Annotated in this window: 11 protein-coding genes; 5 read left to right on the top strand and 6 right to left on the bottom strand. The window is 71.6% G+C overall.

The window, feature by feature from the left end; all coding sequences use genetic code 11:
• Positions 1 to 5: 5 nt before the first annotated feature.
• Complete coding sequence (locus tag B0E54_RS08790) at positions 6 to 3,356, bottom strand: S8 family peptidase (protein WP_234582781.1); 3,351 nt, start codon at positions 3,354 to 3,356, stop codon at positions 6 to 8.
• 318 nt (positions 3,357 to 3,674) lie between these two features.
• On the opposite strand from B0E54_RS08790, the gene B0E54_RS08785 reads away from it, so the two are divergent.
• A complete protein-coding gene (locus tag B0E54_RS08785) occupies positions 3,675 to 5,558 on the top strand; it encodes a Xaa-Pro dipeptidyl-peptidase (protein WP_234582780.1) in 1,884 nt (627 codons plus the stop codon).
• 6 nt (positions 5,559 to 5,564) lie between these two features.
• On the opposite strand, the gene B0E54_RS08780 is transcribed toward B0E54_RS08785, so the two are convergent.
• Positions 5,565 to 6,452, bottom strand: coding sequence for a helix-turn-helix transcriptional regulator (locus B0E54_RS08780; protein ID WP_234582779.1), 888 nt, complete (start codon positions 6,450 to 6,452; stop codon positions 5,565 to 5,567).
• A 184-nt stretch (positions 6,453 to 6,636) separates the two neighbouring features.
• On the opposite strand from B0E54_RS08780, the gene B0E54_RS08775 reads away from it, so the two are divergent.
• From B0E54_RS08775 to B0E54_RS08765, 3 genes are all read left to right on the top strand, one after another.
• Positions 6,637 to 7,398: an SDR family oxidoreductase gene (locus tag B0E54_RS08775; RefSeq protein WP_234582778.1), complete on the top strand. Its 762-nt coding sequence runs from the start codon at positions 6,637 to 6,639 to the stop codon at positions 7,396 to 7,398.
• Positions 7,399 to 7,670: 272 nt separating this feature from the next.
• Entirely contained in the window at positions 7,671 to 8,564 is an 894-nt protein-coding gene (locus B0E54_RS08770) for a DUF1996 domain-containing protein (protein WP_234582777.1), read from the top strand.
• A 74-nt stretch (positions 8,565 to 8,638) separates the two neighbouring features.
• A complete protein-coding gene (locus tag B0E54_RS08765; protein WP_234582776.1) occupies positions 8,639 to 9,247 on the top strand; it encodes a DUF305 domain-containing protein in 609 nt (202 codons plus the stop codon).
• Between the two features lie 50 nt (positions 9,248 to 9,297).
• Here B0E54_RS08765 and B0E54_RS08760 read toward each other — a convergent pair whose 3' ends face one another.
• The 3 genes from B0E54_RS08760 to B0E54_RS08750 form a co-directional block, all read right to left on the bottom strand.
• The gene (locus B0E54_RS08760; protein ID WP_234582775.1) at positions 9,298 to 10,932 is read right to left on the bottom strand and encodes an ABC-F family ATP-binding cassette domain-containing protein; all 1,635 of its coding nucleotides are present in this window, start codon (positions 10,930 to 10,932) and stop codon (positions 9,298 to 9,300) included.
• Between the two features lie 201 nt (positions 10,933 to 11,133).
• Positions 11,134 to 11,313, bottom strand: coding sequence for a hypothetical protein (locus B0E54_RS08755; protein ID WP_234582774.1), 180 nt, complete (start codon positions 11,311 to 11,313; stop codon positions 11,134 to 11,136).
• A 54-nt stretch (positions 11,314 to 11,367) separates the two neighbouring features.
• Positions 11,368 to 11,982: a TetR/AcrR family transcriptional regulator gene (locus B0E54_RS08750; RefSeq protein ID WP_234582773.1), complete on the bottom strand. Its 615-nt coding sequence runs from the start codon at positions 11,980 to 11,982 to the stop codon at positions 11,368 to 11,370.
• A gap of 108 nt (positions 11,983 to 12,090) precedes the next feature.
• On the opposite strand from B0E54_RS08750, the gene B0E54_RS08745 reads away from it, so the two are divergent.
• A complete protein-coding gene (locus B0E54_RS08745) occupies positions 12,091 to 13,206 on the top strand; it encodes an aldo/keto reductase (protein WP_234582772.1) in 1,116 nt (371 codons plus the stop codon).
• Positions 13,207 to 13,279: 73 nt separating this feature from the next.
• On the opposite strand, the gene B0E54_RS08740 is transcribed toward B0E54_RS08745, so the two are convergent.
• Positions 13,280 to 14,266 carry a carboxylesterase gene (locus tag B0E54_RS08740; RefSeq protein WP_234582771.1) on the bottom strand — a complete coding sequence of 329 codons (987 nt, stop codon included), beginning with the start codon at positions 14,264 to 14,266 and terminating at the stop codon, positions 13,280 to 13,282.
• Positions 14,267 to 14,315 lie beyond the last annotated feature (49 nt).

Genomic DNA, 14,315 nt, shown 5'->3' with positions numbered 1-14,315 from the left:
GACCGTCAGCCGGCGTGGTACGCCCGGATGATGGTCTGGTCGATGCCACTACCGCCGTTGGCGGCGGCCTTGACCCGCAGCGAGACGGCCTGCCCGGAGGCGACCTTCGGCAGGTCGACGCGGTAGGTGTCGCCGCTGCCGGTGACCCGGGCGGTCTTCCAGGTGGCGCCGTCGTCGGTCGACGTCCAGACCTGCATCGACGTGACCTTCTGCGCCCGCACGCCGTGCGCCTGGCGGACGGTCAGCTCGGCAGTTCCGCCGACCGGGTGGTTGTCGTGGTCCATGGGTAGGGCGTAGTCGACAGCGAGCAGCGGCAGCGGCACGCTCTGAGTCCCGTCCGGCCCGGCGGACCGGAACGTCCACGAGGTGGTGGCCCTGGTCGAGATCGGCAGGATGAGGCTCGTGTCGACGTCGAGAGTCACCCGGTAGTCGGCCATCGCCTGCGGCACCGTGAAGTCGCCGAACGGGCCCTGCCGCTGCTCGACCAGCTTGCCGTCGCGGTACAGCGACAGCGTGCGCTTCACACCGATCGCCTCGCCCCGCAGGCAGTCGGCCCGCTGGTGCTGGTCGGTCAACGACACGAGGTCGAGGTGCAGGTTGCCCCGCGTCCGGGCCGGTGCGGTGGCGCAGCTGGAGTCGGCGCCCGCCGGGTCGTCGTACCAGTCGGAGTGCAGCGGCTGCCGCGCCCAGACCTTGCTCTGTCGACTGCCCGGCTGGTAGCTGCGGGGCGCCTCCTGGGCCGCCAACCCGCCGTAGACACCCTCGTCGGCCCAGACGATCTCGGGTGACAGGTAGTCGGTGCGCGTCGGCGGCAGCGGCCCCTCGTAGGTCTGGGTCACCGGTACACCGTCGACCGTGGACCCGAGTCGCACCAGCTGGGTGAACATCTCCGGTGAGTCGGTCTGGTGGAACCGCTCGTCGATGCGGGCCAGCCTGGCCTGCTCCGCCCTGGTCACCCGGTACGCCGGGTCGGCCGGCACGCCGCCCGCGTACTCGTGCACGAGGTTGTAGCGGTACGGCTCGGCCGCGCCGGCGGGCGAGTCCAGGTTGACTGCCGCCCAGGTCCGCCGCGACCCGATCGAGGGCTGCGGCAGCGCGGTGCTGCGGACCGTCGTCAGCTTGCCGAAGCCGCTGATCTGGTGCCACCAGGACAGGCCGTTCGCCGCGGTCTGGAAATTCGTGAAGTCGACCCGGGTGGGCGTGGTGGGAACCCCGTCGACGGTGGCCGTCACCGGTTTGGCCTTCGCCGGGTCGAGGGTGACGGTGCGGGCGGTCCGTACGTCCAGGTCGGCGTCGGCGGTGAGGGTCGTCTCCAGCACGTCACTGTCGACGTAGTAGGCGACGGAGGCACCGAGCACCGAGTACCGGCCGGCCGGAACCCGCAGGGTGAAGGTCTCCCCGGGAGTGCCGGACCCGCCGCCGTAGTAGATCTGGGGGTCGGTGAGGTTGGCGACCATGAGGTTGATCCAGGTCTCCGCGCCGTCCCGCAGACCCGGCAGCGGCTTCGTGTTGATCGTCAGGTCGTAGCTGGCAGGCTCGACGTAGAAACTCACCGGGGTGACCGCGACGACAGTGCGTCCGGTGCGGGCGGTGACGGTGGCCAGGTAGAAGCCCGGCCGGCTGGCCAACGCCGCGCGGTTGATCCGCAGCGTCGCTTCCGCCGTCGCGCCGTGCCTGGGCATCACCCGACTCGTCGACAGCGACGCCGCGCCGCGCGGCACCGGCTGGCCGTCGTGGTTGACGACCGACACGTCGAGGTCGAGGACCGTCGTGGCCGGGGTGGCGCCGCCGGTCCAGCTCAACGTCGTGGTGCTGCTGCCGGACTGCGGGTACGCGAAGGTGCCGAGGTTGACCACCGGCTGGTCGCTGGTCGGGCCGCCGAGGGCCCGGGCCGCGTTGAGCCGGCCGGCTCCCACGGCGTACGCGTCGACGCCGCTGAGCGGGTCGGCGGCACCGACGAGCGCCGCCTTGAGCTTCGCGCCGGTCCAGTCGGGGTGACGCTGGGCGAGCAGCGCGGCGGCACCGGCGACGTGCGGCGTGGCCATCGAGGTGCCGCTGAGGCCCTCGTAGTACCTGTCGATCGGGTCCTGGAGGTTGGTGCCGGCGGCTCGGGCGGCGACGATGTCGACGCCGGGCGCGACCAGCTCCGGCTTGGCCGCGTGGCTGTTCACCAGCGGTCCGCGGCTGGAGAAGTCGGCGAGCTTGTCGTCGCGGTCGACGGCGCCGACGGTGAGCGCGCTGGTGGCGGACCCGGGCGAGGAGATCTGCGCGCCGCTGTTGCCCGCCGCGATGACGAAGAGGACGCCGGTGGACGTGCTGAGCCGGTCCACGGCCAGCGAGAGCGGGTCGCTGCCGTCGTCCGCCTCGCTGCCGCCGAGGCTCATGTTGATGACGTCGGCCCGGGTGGAGGCCCACTCCATGGCGGCGATGATGCCGGAGTCGGCGCCGGAGCCGTGGTCGTCGAGGACCTTGCCGATCACCAGCCCGGCGTCCGGCGCCACACCGCGACGCTGACCGTGGGCGGCCGCGCCGGTGCCGGCGATTGTCGACGCGACGTGCGTACCGTGGCCGTTGTGGTCGACGGCGTCACCGCCCTCGGCGGTGAAGTCGGCCCGTTCGACGACCCGGCCGGCGAGGTCGGGGTGGGTGAAGTCGGCGCCGGTGTCGAGGACCGCGACCCGCACGCCCTTGCCGGTGTAGCCGGCCTTCCACGCCTGCGGCGCGTCGATCTGGTCGAGGTTGCGGTCCAGACCGGCGGGCTTCGCGCCGCCGGTCAGCACGGTGGCGCGGACCTTGCGGTCGAGCCAGACCTTCTTCGCGCCGGCGAGCAGCGAGTCGGTCGCGAGCTTCGCGGAGGCCGGGCTCTTCTTGGGTACGTGGCCGGCCACCGCGCCGATGCTGGGCAGGGAGCGCACGTCGCCGAGCGCGGCCACCCGCGCCGAGGCGGTGGCGGGCTGCACGATGACGGGCAGCGTGGAGGTGCTCTCGTCGTCGTACCCGTCGGCGATCAGCGCGGTGACGTCGAAGAGGTCGGGGTCCAGGGTCGAGCCGATCTGGGACTCGACGCGGGCGGGCAGGACGTGCAGGTGGCCGTCCGGGCCGCAGGTCTGGCGGAGCACGGTGTTCGCGTCGACGGGCCGTACCGTGGCCTGCGGGCATCCCGAGCCGGTGCTTCGGACGGTCACCACGTCCCCGGTGAGCAGGGTGACGGTGTGGGTCTTCAAGTCGGCGGAGGCGCCGGGTGTGCCCGGCAGGACTCCTGCGCCGGGACCGGCTGTGGCGGTGCCGCCGGGCACGGCGGTCAGCGCCGTGGCCGTGACGGCGACGGCCAGCAGCCAGCGTGTTCTTCTGAGCATTTCGCTCCCTGTCTCATGTGGACAAATGCGCCTCTTGGGCGACTTTTGCAAGATCATATGTCTCGGTACGCGATCTTCGGCAGCCTGCGACGAGCACTTTTTCTTCCCACCGGGCAAGGGTTTCCGCCGTGTGTCGGCACCGTGCCCGGTTCGATGTCGGTTCGATTGCGGCCGCCTCCCCGGCCCGGAAAACGGCCGGCGGTGACCACCCGAGGGGATCGACGCGACGCCCACCCGCACCTAGCATGGCGACGAATGGATCTTCGCGATTGGTCCGTGCCGAGACCCGGCAGCCAGCCCGACCGAAGGGAGACGCGCATGCGTCGACCCCGCCATCTCGCACTTCTCAGCGTCGGCGTGTCCGGCGCCCTGGTGCTGAGCGCAGCCCCCACCGCGACGGCCGCGCCGCCCGCGCCCTCGGCGCCCACCGGCATCGTGGTGGCCGACGGCATGACCCAGCCGGTGTTCTCGCTCGCGGACGCCATCGAGGAGCGGGTGTACGTCCAGACCCCGGTGGACACCGACCACGACGGCCGTCCCGACCGGGTGGCGATCGACATCTCCCGGCCCCGGGAGACCGCCACCCAGGGCTTCAAGGTGCCGGTCATCTTCGAGCACAGCCCGTACCGCAAGGGCACCTGGGGTGACGTGCCGTACCCGAGCGTGCTGGTCGACGACCTGCCGCAGAACGGCCAGACCGACCGCTCCGGGCGGCGGGCGCTCGACATGGGCATCCAGCGGGCCGAGGCGAAGGCCAACCTGCCCGGCTCACTGGACGACTACTACGTGCCCCGCGGGTACGCGGTGGTGCTCGGCCAGAGTGTCGGCACCGGCGACTCGGACGGCTGCCCGACCAGTGGCGACCAGGCCGAGACGCTCGGCACCAAGGCGGTCATCGACTGGCTCAACGGGCGGGCCACGGCGTACGACGTGAACGGCGCCCCGGTCACCGCCGGCTGGACCACCGGCGCGGTCGGCATGACCGGCGTCTCCTACAACGGGACGCTGCCCAACCAGGTGGCCACCACCGGGGTCAAGGGCCTCAAGACGATCGTGCCGGTCTCCGCGATCAGCAGCTGGTACGACTACTACCGGGCCAACGGCCTGGTGGTCGCGCCCGGGACGTTCCAGGGCGAGGACCTGGACATCCTGGCCCAGTACACGGCCGGGCAGGCGCGCGCCGAGGGGCAGTGCGCCGACGAACTCGCGACGATCACGAAGGAGCAGGACCGGGTCACCGGTGACTACTCGACGTTCTGGAAGGACCGCGACTACCTGGACGCGCGCGACGTCAAGGCCAGCGTCTTCGTCGTGCACGGCCTCAACGACTGGAACGTCAAGACCGAGCACTTCGCCGGCTGGTGGGACGAGCTCGCGAAGCGCGACGTGCCGCGCAAGATCTGGCTGCACCAGGGTGGGCACGGCGGTCCGGGCAGCAACGCCTCGGTGACCCTGCCGGACGGCCACACCTGGACCTACAAGCAGACCGAGAACCGCTGGTTCGACTTCTGGCTGTGGAACGTGCGCAACGGCATCATGGACGAGCCGACCGCGGTGCTCCAGCGCGAGGACCGGGCCTACACCACGTACGCCAACTGGCCCGACCCCGCCGCGCGTGCGGTCGGGTTGCGGTTCGCGGCGACCGACGCCACCGCGCCGGGCGCTCTGACCACTGGCAAGCCGCCGAAGGCCAAGATCGAGCAGAGCTTCGTCGACGAGGGCCGGACCATCCACCCGGACACCCTGGTGGCCGATCCGGACACGGCCAGCCCCAACCGGCTCGCGTACCGCTCCCCCGAGCTGACCCAGAGCGTGCGCATCTCGGGCCGACCGGAGATGCGGCTGCGGATGGCCATCGACAACAAGCCCGACGCGAACCTCACCGCGTACCTGGTGGACTACGGCCCGGCCGGGTCGAGCGCCGCGCCGACAGTGGTGACCCGGGGTTGGATGGACCCGCAGAACCGCAAGAGCGCCGCGCGCACCGAGCCGGTCAAGCAGGGCAAGCTGTACGACTACCGGTGGACGATGGAGCCGAAGGACTACATCTTCCCGGCGGGGCACCGGATCGGCGTGGTCGTCTTCTCCAGCGACCAGGAGTACACGCTGCTGCCGTTGGGTGGCACCGAGCTGCGGGTCGCTCCGAACGACAGCGAGGTGCGGCTGCCCGTCGTCGGCGGGCGGGGCGTACTCGGTTTCTGATCAGCTCTAAGAACGGGTGGGGCGGTCCGACGACGCGTCGGGCCGCCCCGCCGGTGTCTGATCTGCTGTGCTCCCGGTGTGCGCGAGGGCGGCAAGGAGCCGCAGTTTCTCGTCGCTGTCGCTGTCCTTGTCGGGGTAGTAGACGACGAGGATGACGTCACCGATGGGGAGTTTGTCCCGGTGCAGGCGTAGGTCGCCGACGACGGGGTGGTGGACGGTTGTCGTACCTCCGTCGAGACTGCGGACGTCGTGCCGGGCCCACAGGGTACGGAACCGCTGGCTGGACAGTGCGAGTTCGCCGACCAGCTCGACGAACCGGGGGTTGTCGATGTCGTCGCCGATGGTGGTGCGAAGGGTGGCGATGAAGTCGGCGGTGGCCTTCGTCCAGTCCTGGTGGAAGGCTTGTTCCTCGGGGTCCAGAAGGAGCGAACGGAGCCGGTTCTGGCCGGGCCGCAGGCGCGGGGAGAGCGCCAGCGCCATGGGGTTGGAGGCCAGCACATCGAACGCGCGTCCTTCGACGAACGCGGGGATCTGAAGGTGGGCGAGCAGCTCGTACACCCGCGCCGGTACGTGCTCGGACCGCTTTCGGCGCGGTGCCCTGGGGCGCGCTGCCGCGAGGTCGAGCAGATACGCCCGCTCGATGTCGTCGAGCTGCAGGACGCGCGCGAGTGATTCGAGGACCTGCGGTGAGGGGTTCTTGTCGCGGCCCCGTTCCAGGCGCAGGTAGTAGTCGGGGCTGATTCCGGCGAGCAGGGCGACCTCCTCACGTCGGAGGCCCGGCACCCGGCGCCGGCCGCCGGTCGGAAGTCCTACCTGAGCCGGTGAGACCAGCTCGCGCCGGGCACGAAGGTAGTTGCCGAGCCGGTGGCCGTCGTCCGATTCCCCATCCCCCATGGTGACACCGTAATGCGGCGCGAGTGGCGCAGAGGGGCCCTGGTAGGACCTGGGAAAACGGGGGCCTGCCACCTCCAACGAATTGCGTCAAGACTTGCGGTTGCCCTGTTCAAGGACAGCGAGCATCACTGTTTTCGCCGCGAGTAAAACGCGTCGGCGCCGTCTGCATCGAAGGGAAGATCTCGTGGATCTCTCCAACCGCACCGTTCTCATCGTCGGCGGAACCTCGGGTATCGGGCGGGAGCTGGCCCGGCGGTTCGCCGCCGCGGGCAGCACCGTGGCCGTCGGCGGCCGCAGCCCCGAAGCGCTGTCGGAGCTCGCCGGGGAGGGTTTCGGCACGTTCAGCATCGACGTCACGGACGGCGCCTCTGTCGCCTCTGCCCGGGACGCCGTGCTCGCCCGTTACCCCGAGCTGGACACGGTGGTGACGATGTCGGGTGTCATGCTCCTGGAGGACCTGCGCGACCCCGCGCACTTCGGGGTGGCGCAGGCGACGATCGACACCAACCTGGTCGGCACCATCCGGGTCATCGACGCCTTCACCCCGCACCTGGTCCGTCGGGGTGCCGGCACCTTCATCACCGTCACCTCCGGCATCGCCTTCCTGCCGTTCCCGCCCATGCCCAGCTACGCCGCCTCCAAGGCCGCGGTGCACGCCTACTCCGAGGCGCTGCGCGCGCAGCTCGACGGCACCGGTGTCGGCGTCGTCGAGCTCGTCCCCCCGGCCGTCGCCACCGCGGGCCAGGAGAAGGTAAACCCGCACGCGCTGCCGCTCGACGACTTCGCCACCGAGGTCATGCACCTGCTCTCCGCGAACCCCACCCCGCACGAGGTCCTGGTCAAGGGCGTCCTGATGCACCGTTGGGCCGAGCGCGACGGCACCTACGGCGACCTCGTCGCGCAGCGCTCGAAGGCCCTGGCCATGCTCCCCGGCCGCGAGGGCTGACACTCCTGACCGATCGACGGCCTTCTCGCTCACCGTGCCGGGGTGGGCGAGCACGGTGCGGGCCGGCCTCTCGTGACGGGAGGCCGGCCCGGCTTCCCACCAAGTGCGGGACGTATTGACAAGTTTCGACATCGGGCACAGGCTGAAGCGGTGAGAGCGCTCTCTCGCACCGGTTCACGGGCCACCAACCCGTCTGGCCGGGGACACCCTCCGACGTCTTTCGGCGGCGGCGTCGGAGCTGTCCCTGACCCGTCCCCGACAGGAGTCACGAGATGGACAGGGCCGCACCCCTCTCCCACGTCCCCCGCCGGCTACGCCTCGCCACGGCGATCGGCGCCCTGCTGACGCTCCTCGGCACGTACCTGGTCTCCACCACCGACCGGGCCGACGCCGCCCCGGTCGCCAACGTCATCCGGGTCGCCGAATTCCCTGCCGACTGCACGTACAGCCACCGGCTGCCCGACGATCCGATCGTCTTTCCCGGGCTGCCCGGGGCCTCACACATGCACAGCTTCTTCGGCAGCACGGTAACGAACGGCAACACCACGCTCCCCGACCTGGTGAAATCCACCAGCACCTGCAACCCGGCGGTGGACGTCTCGTCGTACTGGGTGCCGACCCTCTACCGCGACAACGTCGCGGTGGAACCGGCCATCGCCACCTTCTACTACCTCGGGGAAGGTGTCCGCGCCGACGTCGTCGCCAACACCCAACCGATCCCGCAGGGCCTGCGACTCGTCGCCGGCAATGCGAAGGCCACCGGGCCGAACGACAGCATCGCCCGCTGGTCCTGCCTGCACGCCGGGCAGGTGCCCCCGTCGAAGGACTTCGTCACCTGCCCCGCCGGCACGATGCTGGAGTCGTACCTGGACTTCCCGCAGTGCTGGAACGGTCGGGACCTGGACTCGCCGGACCACAAGAGCCACCTGGCGTACCCGGTGAACCAGGCCTGCCCGAGCACCCACCCGGTGCACGTGCCGAAGTTGCGGCAGGTGCTGCGGTACCCGGTCAACGGCGACCCGTCGCACTTCCGGCTCGCCTCCGGGCCCGGCTACACCATGCACGGCGACTTCTTCAACGCCTGGCCCACAGCGGAGATGGCCCGCCGGGTCCAGGACTGCATCCGGCCGGTCATCAAGTGCGGGCACGACGGCCGACCGATCTGAGCCGACACCGTCGCACCCGAAGGGGGCGGGTCCGGTCACGCCGGGCCCGCCCGCCGCGGGCGGAAGGAGGCCGTATGCGCGCCCGCGCCGCGCTGCTCACGACGGCAGTGCTCCTCGCCGGCTGCGCCGGCGGGACACCCGCGGACAGCGCCGGGCCACCCACTGTCGCGCCGGCCGCGTCCACACCATCGAGCGTCGGATCGGCGGGCTCCTTCAGCCCCACCGACATCGCCTGGCTGCAACTGACCGCCGCAATGACGGACCGGCTGCTACCGGTGCTGGACCTCGTGCCGACCCGGACCACCGACCCCGCCTGGCGACGGCTGGCCGCCGACGTGCGAGCCAGCAACCGATCCGACCTGACCCGGTCCTGCCAACTGCTGCGCGAGGCGGGAGCGCCGACGACCAACCCGCACGAGGGCCACGACATGCCGGGCATGATCACCACGGACGAGTTGACCGCGCTGCGGTCGGCCACCGGGACGACGTTCCACCGCCTGCTCGCCGCGCACCTGCGCGCGTACCTCACGCAGACCGTCCGAGTCGCCACCGCCGAGCAGAAAAACGGCGTCCACCCCGCCACCACCACACTGGCCACCACGGTGATCCGATCCAACACCACCCACCAGCAAAACCTGAACAACCTGTCCCCCACCCCCACCTCCCCCACCCCGCCCCGGTGATCAAGAGGTTCGCGTCATCCCAGCGGCGTGTCGTGACGCGAACCTCTTGATCACCGGCGGATCGGTGGGCGGGCGGTGAGGGTGAGCTGTCGGCCCGGCCAGCGGGAGCGGAGTCGGCGGTCGTGGCTGGCCACGACTATCGCGCCCGGTCCCGTTCCCAGCGCCTCCTCCAGCTCGTCGCAGAGCCGTGGGGAGAGATGGTTGGTCGGCTCGTCCAGCAGGAGCAGCTCCGGCGGATCGGCGACCAGCACCGCGAGTCCGAGCCGACGGCGCTGACCGACCGACAGGGCGTTGACCGGCCGGTCCAGATCCCTCGGCGCGAGCAGGCCGAGCGACGACAGCGGCACAGTCTCGGCCCGCTCCGCGCCGACGGTACCCGTGTAGATCTCCCGAGCCGTCCGCTGTGGAGAGTCGAAGACGGTGTCCTGGGCGAGCAGACCCACGCGCAGACCCGGCCGTCGCCACACCGTTCCCGTGCCTAATGGTCGGCCGGCGAGGAGGGCGAGCAGCGTCGACTTGCCCGCGCCGTTGGGGCCGCTCACCAGCAGCCGGTCGGTGGCGGTCAGGACGAGCCGCTCCACCCGCAGCCGACCGGGGACCTCCACCTGGCACATCGTGACAACGGGTTCGTCGCCACCGTCGGCAGCGAGCGCGGGCGGGTGGAAACGCAACGGCTCCGGCGGTGCGGCGACCTGGTCCCGTTCTAGCTGCTCCAGCCGCCGGGCGGCGTCGCGGACCCGACGAGAGATCTGGTTCTGCACCCGGCCGGCGGTGTGGCCGTACCCCATCTTCTCGCTGTCGCGGGGCCCACGGCCGTGCGCGACCCGGTGGCCCGTCACGGCGGCGGCCTCCCGCAGGTCCGCGAGCTGCGCCTGCTCCTCCTCGTGGCGGCGGCGCCACCGCCGCGCTTCGGCGCGCTTCGCCGTCAGGTACGCGGAGTAGCCGCCGCCGTAGCGGACCGGGCCCTCGACCGCCGGGTCCAGATCGACGAGGTCGGTGCACACCGCGTCGAGGAACGCCCGGTCGTGACTCGACACCACGACCACGCCCGGCATGGCGCGCAGCTGATCCTCACAGAACACCGCCGCAGCGTCGTCCAGGTGGTTGGTGGGCTCGTCGAGCAGCAGCGCGTCCGGCCGGCGGATCAGCAGGGCGGCGAGGGCCAGGCGGCCACGCTGCCCGCCGGACAGCGCGCCGAGTCTCCGGTCGGGACCGATCCCGCCGAGGCCGAGGCCGTCGAGCACCGCCAACGCGCGCCGGTCGGCATCCCAGGCGTCGCGGTCCTGTGCACGTTCCAGAACCTCGCCGTACGCGGTCAGCAGCCCGCCGTGCCGGTCGGAACCCTCCGGCGTGTCGGCCAGGGCGGCACCCAGTCGATCCAGCTCGGCAAGGTCCTCGTGGGCCTCGCGCAGCGCGTCGTCGAGGACGGCGGCGACGGTCGCGGACGGGGTGTGGGGCAGTTCCTGGTGCAGAAAGCCGAGGCGTGGCGGACGCGCGGCGGTGCCGGAGTCGGGTTCGTCGACACCGGCGAGGACCCGCAGCAGGGTCGTCTTGCCGGTGCCGTTCTCACCTATCAGGCCGATCCGTTGGCCGGGGGCGGCGGTCAGGGAGACGCCGTCGAGCACGCGGCGCTCACCTCGGACGCGCACCAGGTCATGGGCGATGAGCGGGGGTTGAACAGACATGGTGACCTCGGAGAAGGACGATCCGGGGGCACACGGGTGGCCCGGGAGCAGGGCATGACGACAGGGGCCGCGGCGACGGGGGCGCGATCACGCGCCGGTCGGCGGCCGGTCCGGGATCTCACCCGGAGATGTCGTCGTCACCTGCCATGCCTGCTCCGATCTCCGATTGCTCGGGCGAAAGAATAACTTGCCGGCCGCGGCTCAACTTCCGCCCATGCTCGACGAACTGTTGTCCGACGAGTTGCCCCGGCGTGAGGTGTAGCGACCCGCGAGTCGTCCCGCGCGTGCGCGACGGCCCAGCATCCCGATGATCGTCAGCAGGAGCGCCGCACCGAGCACGATTCCGCCGCCCAGCAGCGCCACCATCGTTCCCATCGACATCCTCGACCTCCACACTCAGCAGACCGGCAGACGGGCGATCGTCCCACCCTCCCGTCAGGCGCGGGAAGGGCTGTCGCCGCCGGCCCGCAGGGAGTCGATGGTGAGGTCGAGGGCGGCCTCCAGGTGGTCGATCCTGCCGGTGGAGAGCAGCAGCAGGACGCCGCCCTGGATGCCGGCCAGCAACGCCGCCGAGGCGCGGTCGGCGTCCACGTCCGGGGCGATGTCACCTGCCGACTGCATGTGCCGGATACCCACGGCGATCGCCTCCTGCCACCGCCACATGAGCCCGGTCACGATGGCCTGCGCGCCGGGCGCCCGCCGGCCGGTCTGGCCGAGCAGGCCGTTGAGCGGGCACTTCACGCCCTGCGCGAGGTAGCGCTCGATGAGCCGGTCGCGCCACGCCTGCCAGGCCGGCCAGGACGTCAGGTTGCTGAGCATCGGCTCCTGGTCGGTGAGCACCTGGTCGGCCTCGTGCTGGGCCACCGCGAGCAGCAATTCCTCCTTGCCGTCCGGGAAGTAGTGAAAGAGCTGGCCCTTGCTGGTGCCGGTGTGGGCCATCACGTCCTCAAGACGTACCTCGTCGACGCCGCGCTCGCGGATCTCGGCTGCGGCGCCGGCGACGATCCGCGCCCGGGTCGCCGCACCCTTGCGGGTCAACGCGCGTGTCATGGCCCCACCGTAGCGCAGGTTTTGGACTTGCAGGTCCATTTTTGGCGAGCAAAGGTCGGGTCCGCGCGGTCCGCTCCGCGCCCCCATCACGATCGAGAGGGCACCACGATGAACCACTACTACCTGCTCGGACGGTCGGGCCTGCGGGTGAGCCGACTGGCGCTGGGCACCATGAACTTCGGCGTCGACGGGTTCCACGCCGCGTACGGCAAGACCGAGGAGGAGGCCGAGCCGATCTTCCGGCGGTACCTGGAGGCGGGCGGGAACCTCATCGACACGGCGGACTTCTACACCGCCGGGGAGAGCGAGAAGATCCTCGGCCGCCTCATCGACAAGGCCGGCGTCCGCGAACGACTCGTGCTCACCAGCAAGGCCACCAACACCGTCGACCCGACCGACCCGAACGCCAGCGGCAACGGCCGCAAACACGTCATGCGGGCCGTGGAGGCGTCGCTGCGCCGGCTCGGCACCGACTACATCGACCTGTACCTGCTGCACACCTGGGACCGGATCACCCCGGTCGAGGAGGTCGTGCACACCCTCGACGACCTGGTGCGCTCCGGCAAGATCCGGTACGCCGGCCTCTCCGACGTTCCGGCCTGGTACGCGGCCCGCGCGCAGAGCTACGCCGAGGCGCACGGGCTCGCCCCGATGATCAACCTGCAGCTGCCGTACTCCCTGGTCATGCGGGACATCGAGGCGGAGTTCGTCTCGATGGCCCAGACCCTGGGGATGGGGATCACCGCGTTCAGCCCGATCGGCGGCGGCCTGCTCAGCGGCAAGTACCGGCGCACCAGCGAGGGCCTGAGCGGTACCGGACGGTTGACCACCCCCAACGCCGCGGGTCGGGAGATCAGCCCCAACGACTGGAAGGTCATCGACGCGTTGGAGAGCGTGGCCGCCGATCTGGGTCGCAGCATGGCGCAGGTCGCGATCAACTGGGTGGTCACCCAGCCCGCCGTCGGCTCGGTGATCATCGGGGCGAGCAGCCCGGAGCAGGTCGGCGGCAACTTCGGCGCGCTCGACTTCGAGATCCCGGCCGACGCCCGCCGCCGGCTCGACGAGGCCAGTGCCCCGACCCTCGGGCCGCCCTATGGCATGTTCACCCCGCAGTACCAGTCCTGGGTGGTGAGCCCCGGCCTCGGCATCGGCGACAAGCCCGCCGGTTACGCCCCGCCGGTGTTCAACGGTGCCCGGGAAGCGGGACAGGCGGCGGCGCGGTAGTCGCCGCGGACGGCGGTGCGCCGCGGAGGCAGGTGGACGACTCCGCGGTGCGCCGCCGGGTGAGCGATCGCGCTCAGCCGCCGACGCTGACGGTCCCGACGAGCCCGGACGTCGACGCCGGACCACCCTCGTAGAGGTCGACGTACAGGCGGAGCAGCTCGTCGGCGTCGGTGCCGAGCGCGGTGAGGTCGAGGGTGTTGTGGCGGACACCCCACGCCTGCGGCAGCGCGCAGACCCGCAGCGCGACGCCGTTCGCCCGCGCGATGCGGCGCGGCACCCGCACCGCCGCGGCGGGGTCCACCACCGCGTCGAGCGGGCTGATCGCCACGGCCGCGCTCAGCAGGCCGGTGCGCCGTGGCGGACGCGGCAGCGTCCGTGCGATCGTCAGGTACTGCGTGACGGCGGAGAACGAGTATCCCCGCGAGTTGACGCGGTCGCGCAGGAGGCGACGCCCGTACAGCGTGATGAGTGGTCGGACCGCGAAGGCCGGCGCCTGGCGGGGATCAGGGCCGAAGAACGGCGACAGCAGCAACAGCCGCCGGACGACGTCACCACGGACCTGGGCCAGCCACGCGGCCAGCACCGCGCCGCCGGAGATGCCCACGACACCCACCTCGTCCCCCAGGCCCGCCGCGACGGTCACGGCCTGGGCGGCGTACGTCGTCAGCTCGGCGGCCTCGACCCGGTGGTGGGCCCGCCGGTCGACGGTGCCGTGGTGCGGGGCCCGCGGAATCCACACGTTGTAGCCCCGGGCGAAGAACACCTCGGCCAACGCGTCGTACTGCTCCGGCGCGAGGGTGTATCCGTGCAGCAGCAGCACGGCCCTGCCGGTACGGGAGCCGTGGCTCAGCAGGCGGCTGCGCGACTCCGGCCGGATCTCCGGATCGGCGGTCTCCGCCGCCCTGATGGTCTCGGCGACGCGGGTGGCGGCGGCGAAGTCCAGCGGATCGCCCGGTGCGAGCCGCAGCTCGCGGCGGCGCAGCGGCCAGAGGTAGAGCCCGGCGACCGCCGCCACGACCAGCGCCGATCCGCCGACGATGAGGGCGATGATCTCCGGCATGGGCACAGATCCTGGCAGGGGCCGGCGGTGCCGCCGGTGCGGGGTGCGC

Source organism: Micromonospora sp. MH99 (genome assembly GCF_021442385.1).
Classification (GTDB): Bacteria; Actinomycetota; Actinomycetes; order Mycobacteriales; family Micromonosporaceae; genus Micromonospora.
The sequence above is the reverse complement of the archived record's forward strand: the minus strand, read 5'-3'. Positions and strand labels throughout refer to the sequence as shown.

What these genes read in the sequence shown, in the direction of transcription:
- B0E54_RS08790 (WP_234582781.1), bottom strand. Translation starts at nt 3,356, where the DNA reads ATGCTCAGAAGAACACGCTGGCTGCTGGCCGTCGCCGTCACGGCCACG.
- B0E54_RS08785 (WP_234582780.1), top strand. Translation starts at nt 3,675, where the DNA reads ATGCGTCGACCCCGCCATCTCGCACTTCTCAGCGTCGGCGTGTCCGGC.
- B0E54_RS08780 (WP_234582779.1), bottom strand. Translation starts at nt 6,452, where the DNA reads ATGGGGGATGGGGAATCGGACGACGGCCACCGGCTCGGCAACTACCTT.
- B0E54_RS08770 (WP_234582777.1), top strand. Translation starts at nt 7,671, where the DNA reads ATGGACAGGGCCGCACCCCTCTCCCACGTCCCCCGCCGGCTACGCCTC.
- B0E54_RS08765 (WP_234582776.1), top strand. Translation starts at nt 8,639, where the DNA reads ATGCGCGCCCGCGCCGCGCTGCTCACGACGGCAGTGCTCCTCGCCGGC.
- B0E54_RS08760 (WP_234582775.1), bottom strand. Translation starts at nt 10,932, where the DNA reads ATGTCTGTTCAACCCCCGCTCATCGCCCATGACCTGGTGCGCGTCCGA.
- B0E54_RS08755 (WP_234582774.1), bottom strand. Translation starts at nt 11,313, where the DNA reads ATGTCGATGGGAACGATGGTGGCGCTGCTGGGCGGCGGAATCGTGCTC.
- B0E54_RS08750 (WP_234582773.1), bottom strand. Translation starts at nt 11,982, where the DNA reads ATGACACGCGCGTTGACCCGCAAGGGTGCGGCGACCCGGGCGCGGATC.
- B0E54_RS08745 (WP_234582772.1), top strand. Translation starts at nt 12,091, where the DNA reads ATGAACCACTACTACCTGCTCGGACGGTCGGGCCTGCGGGTGAGCCGA.
- B0E54_RS08740 (WP_234582771.1), bottom strand. Translation starts at nt 14,266, where the DNA reads ATGCCGGAGATCATCGCCCTCATCGTCGGCGGATCGGCGCTGGTCGTG.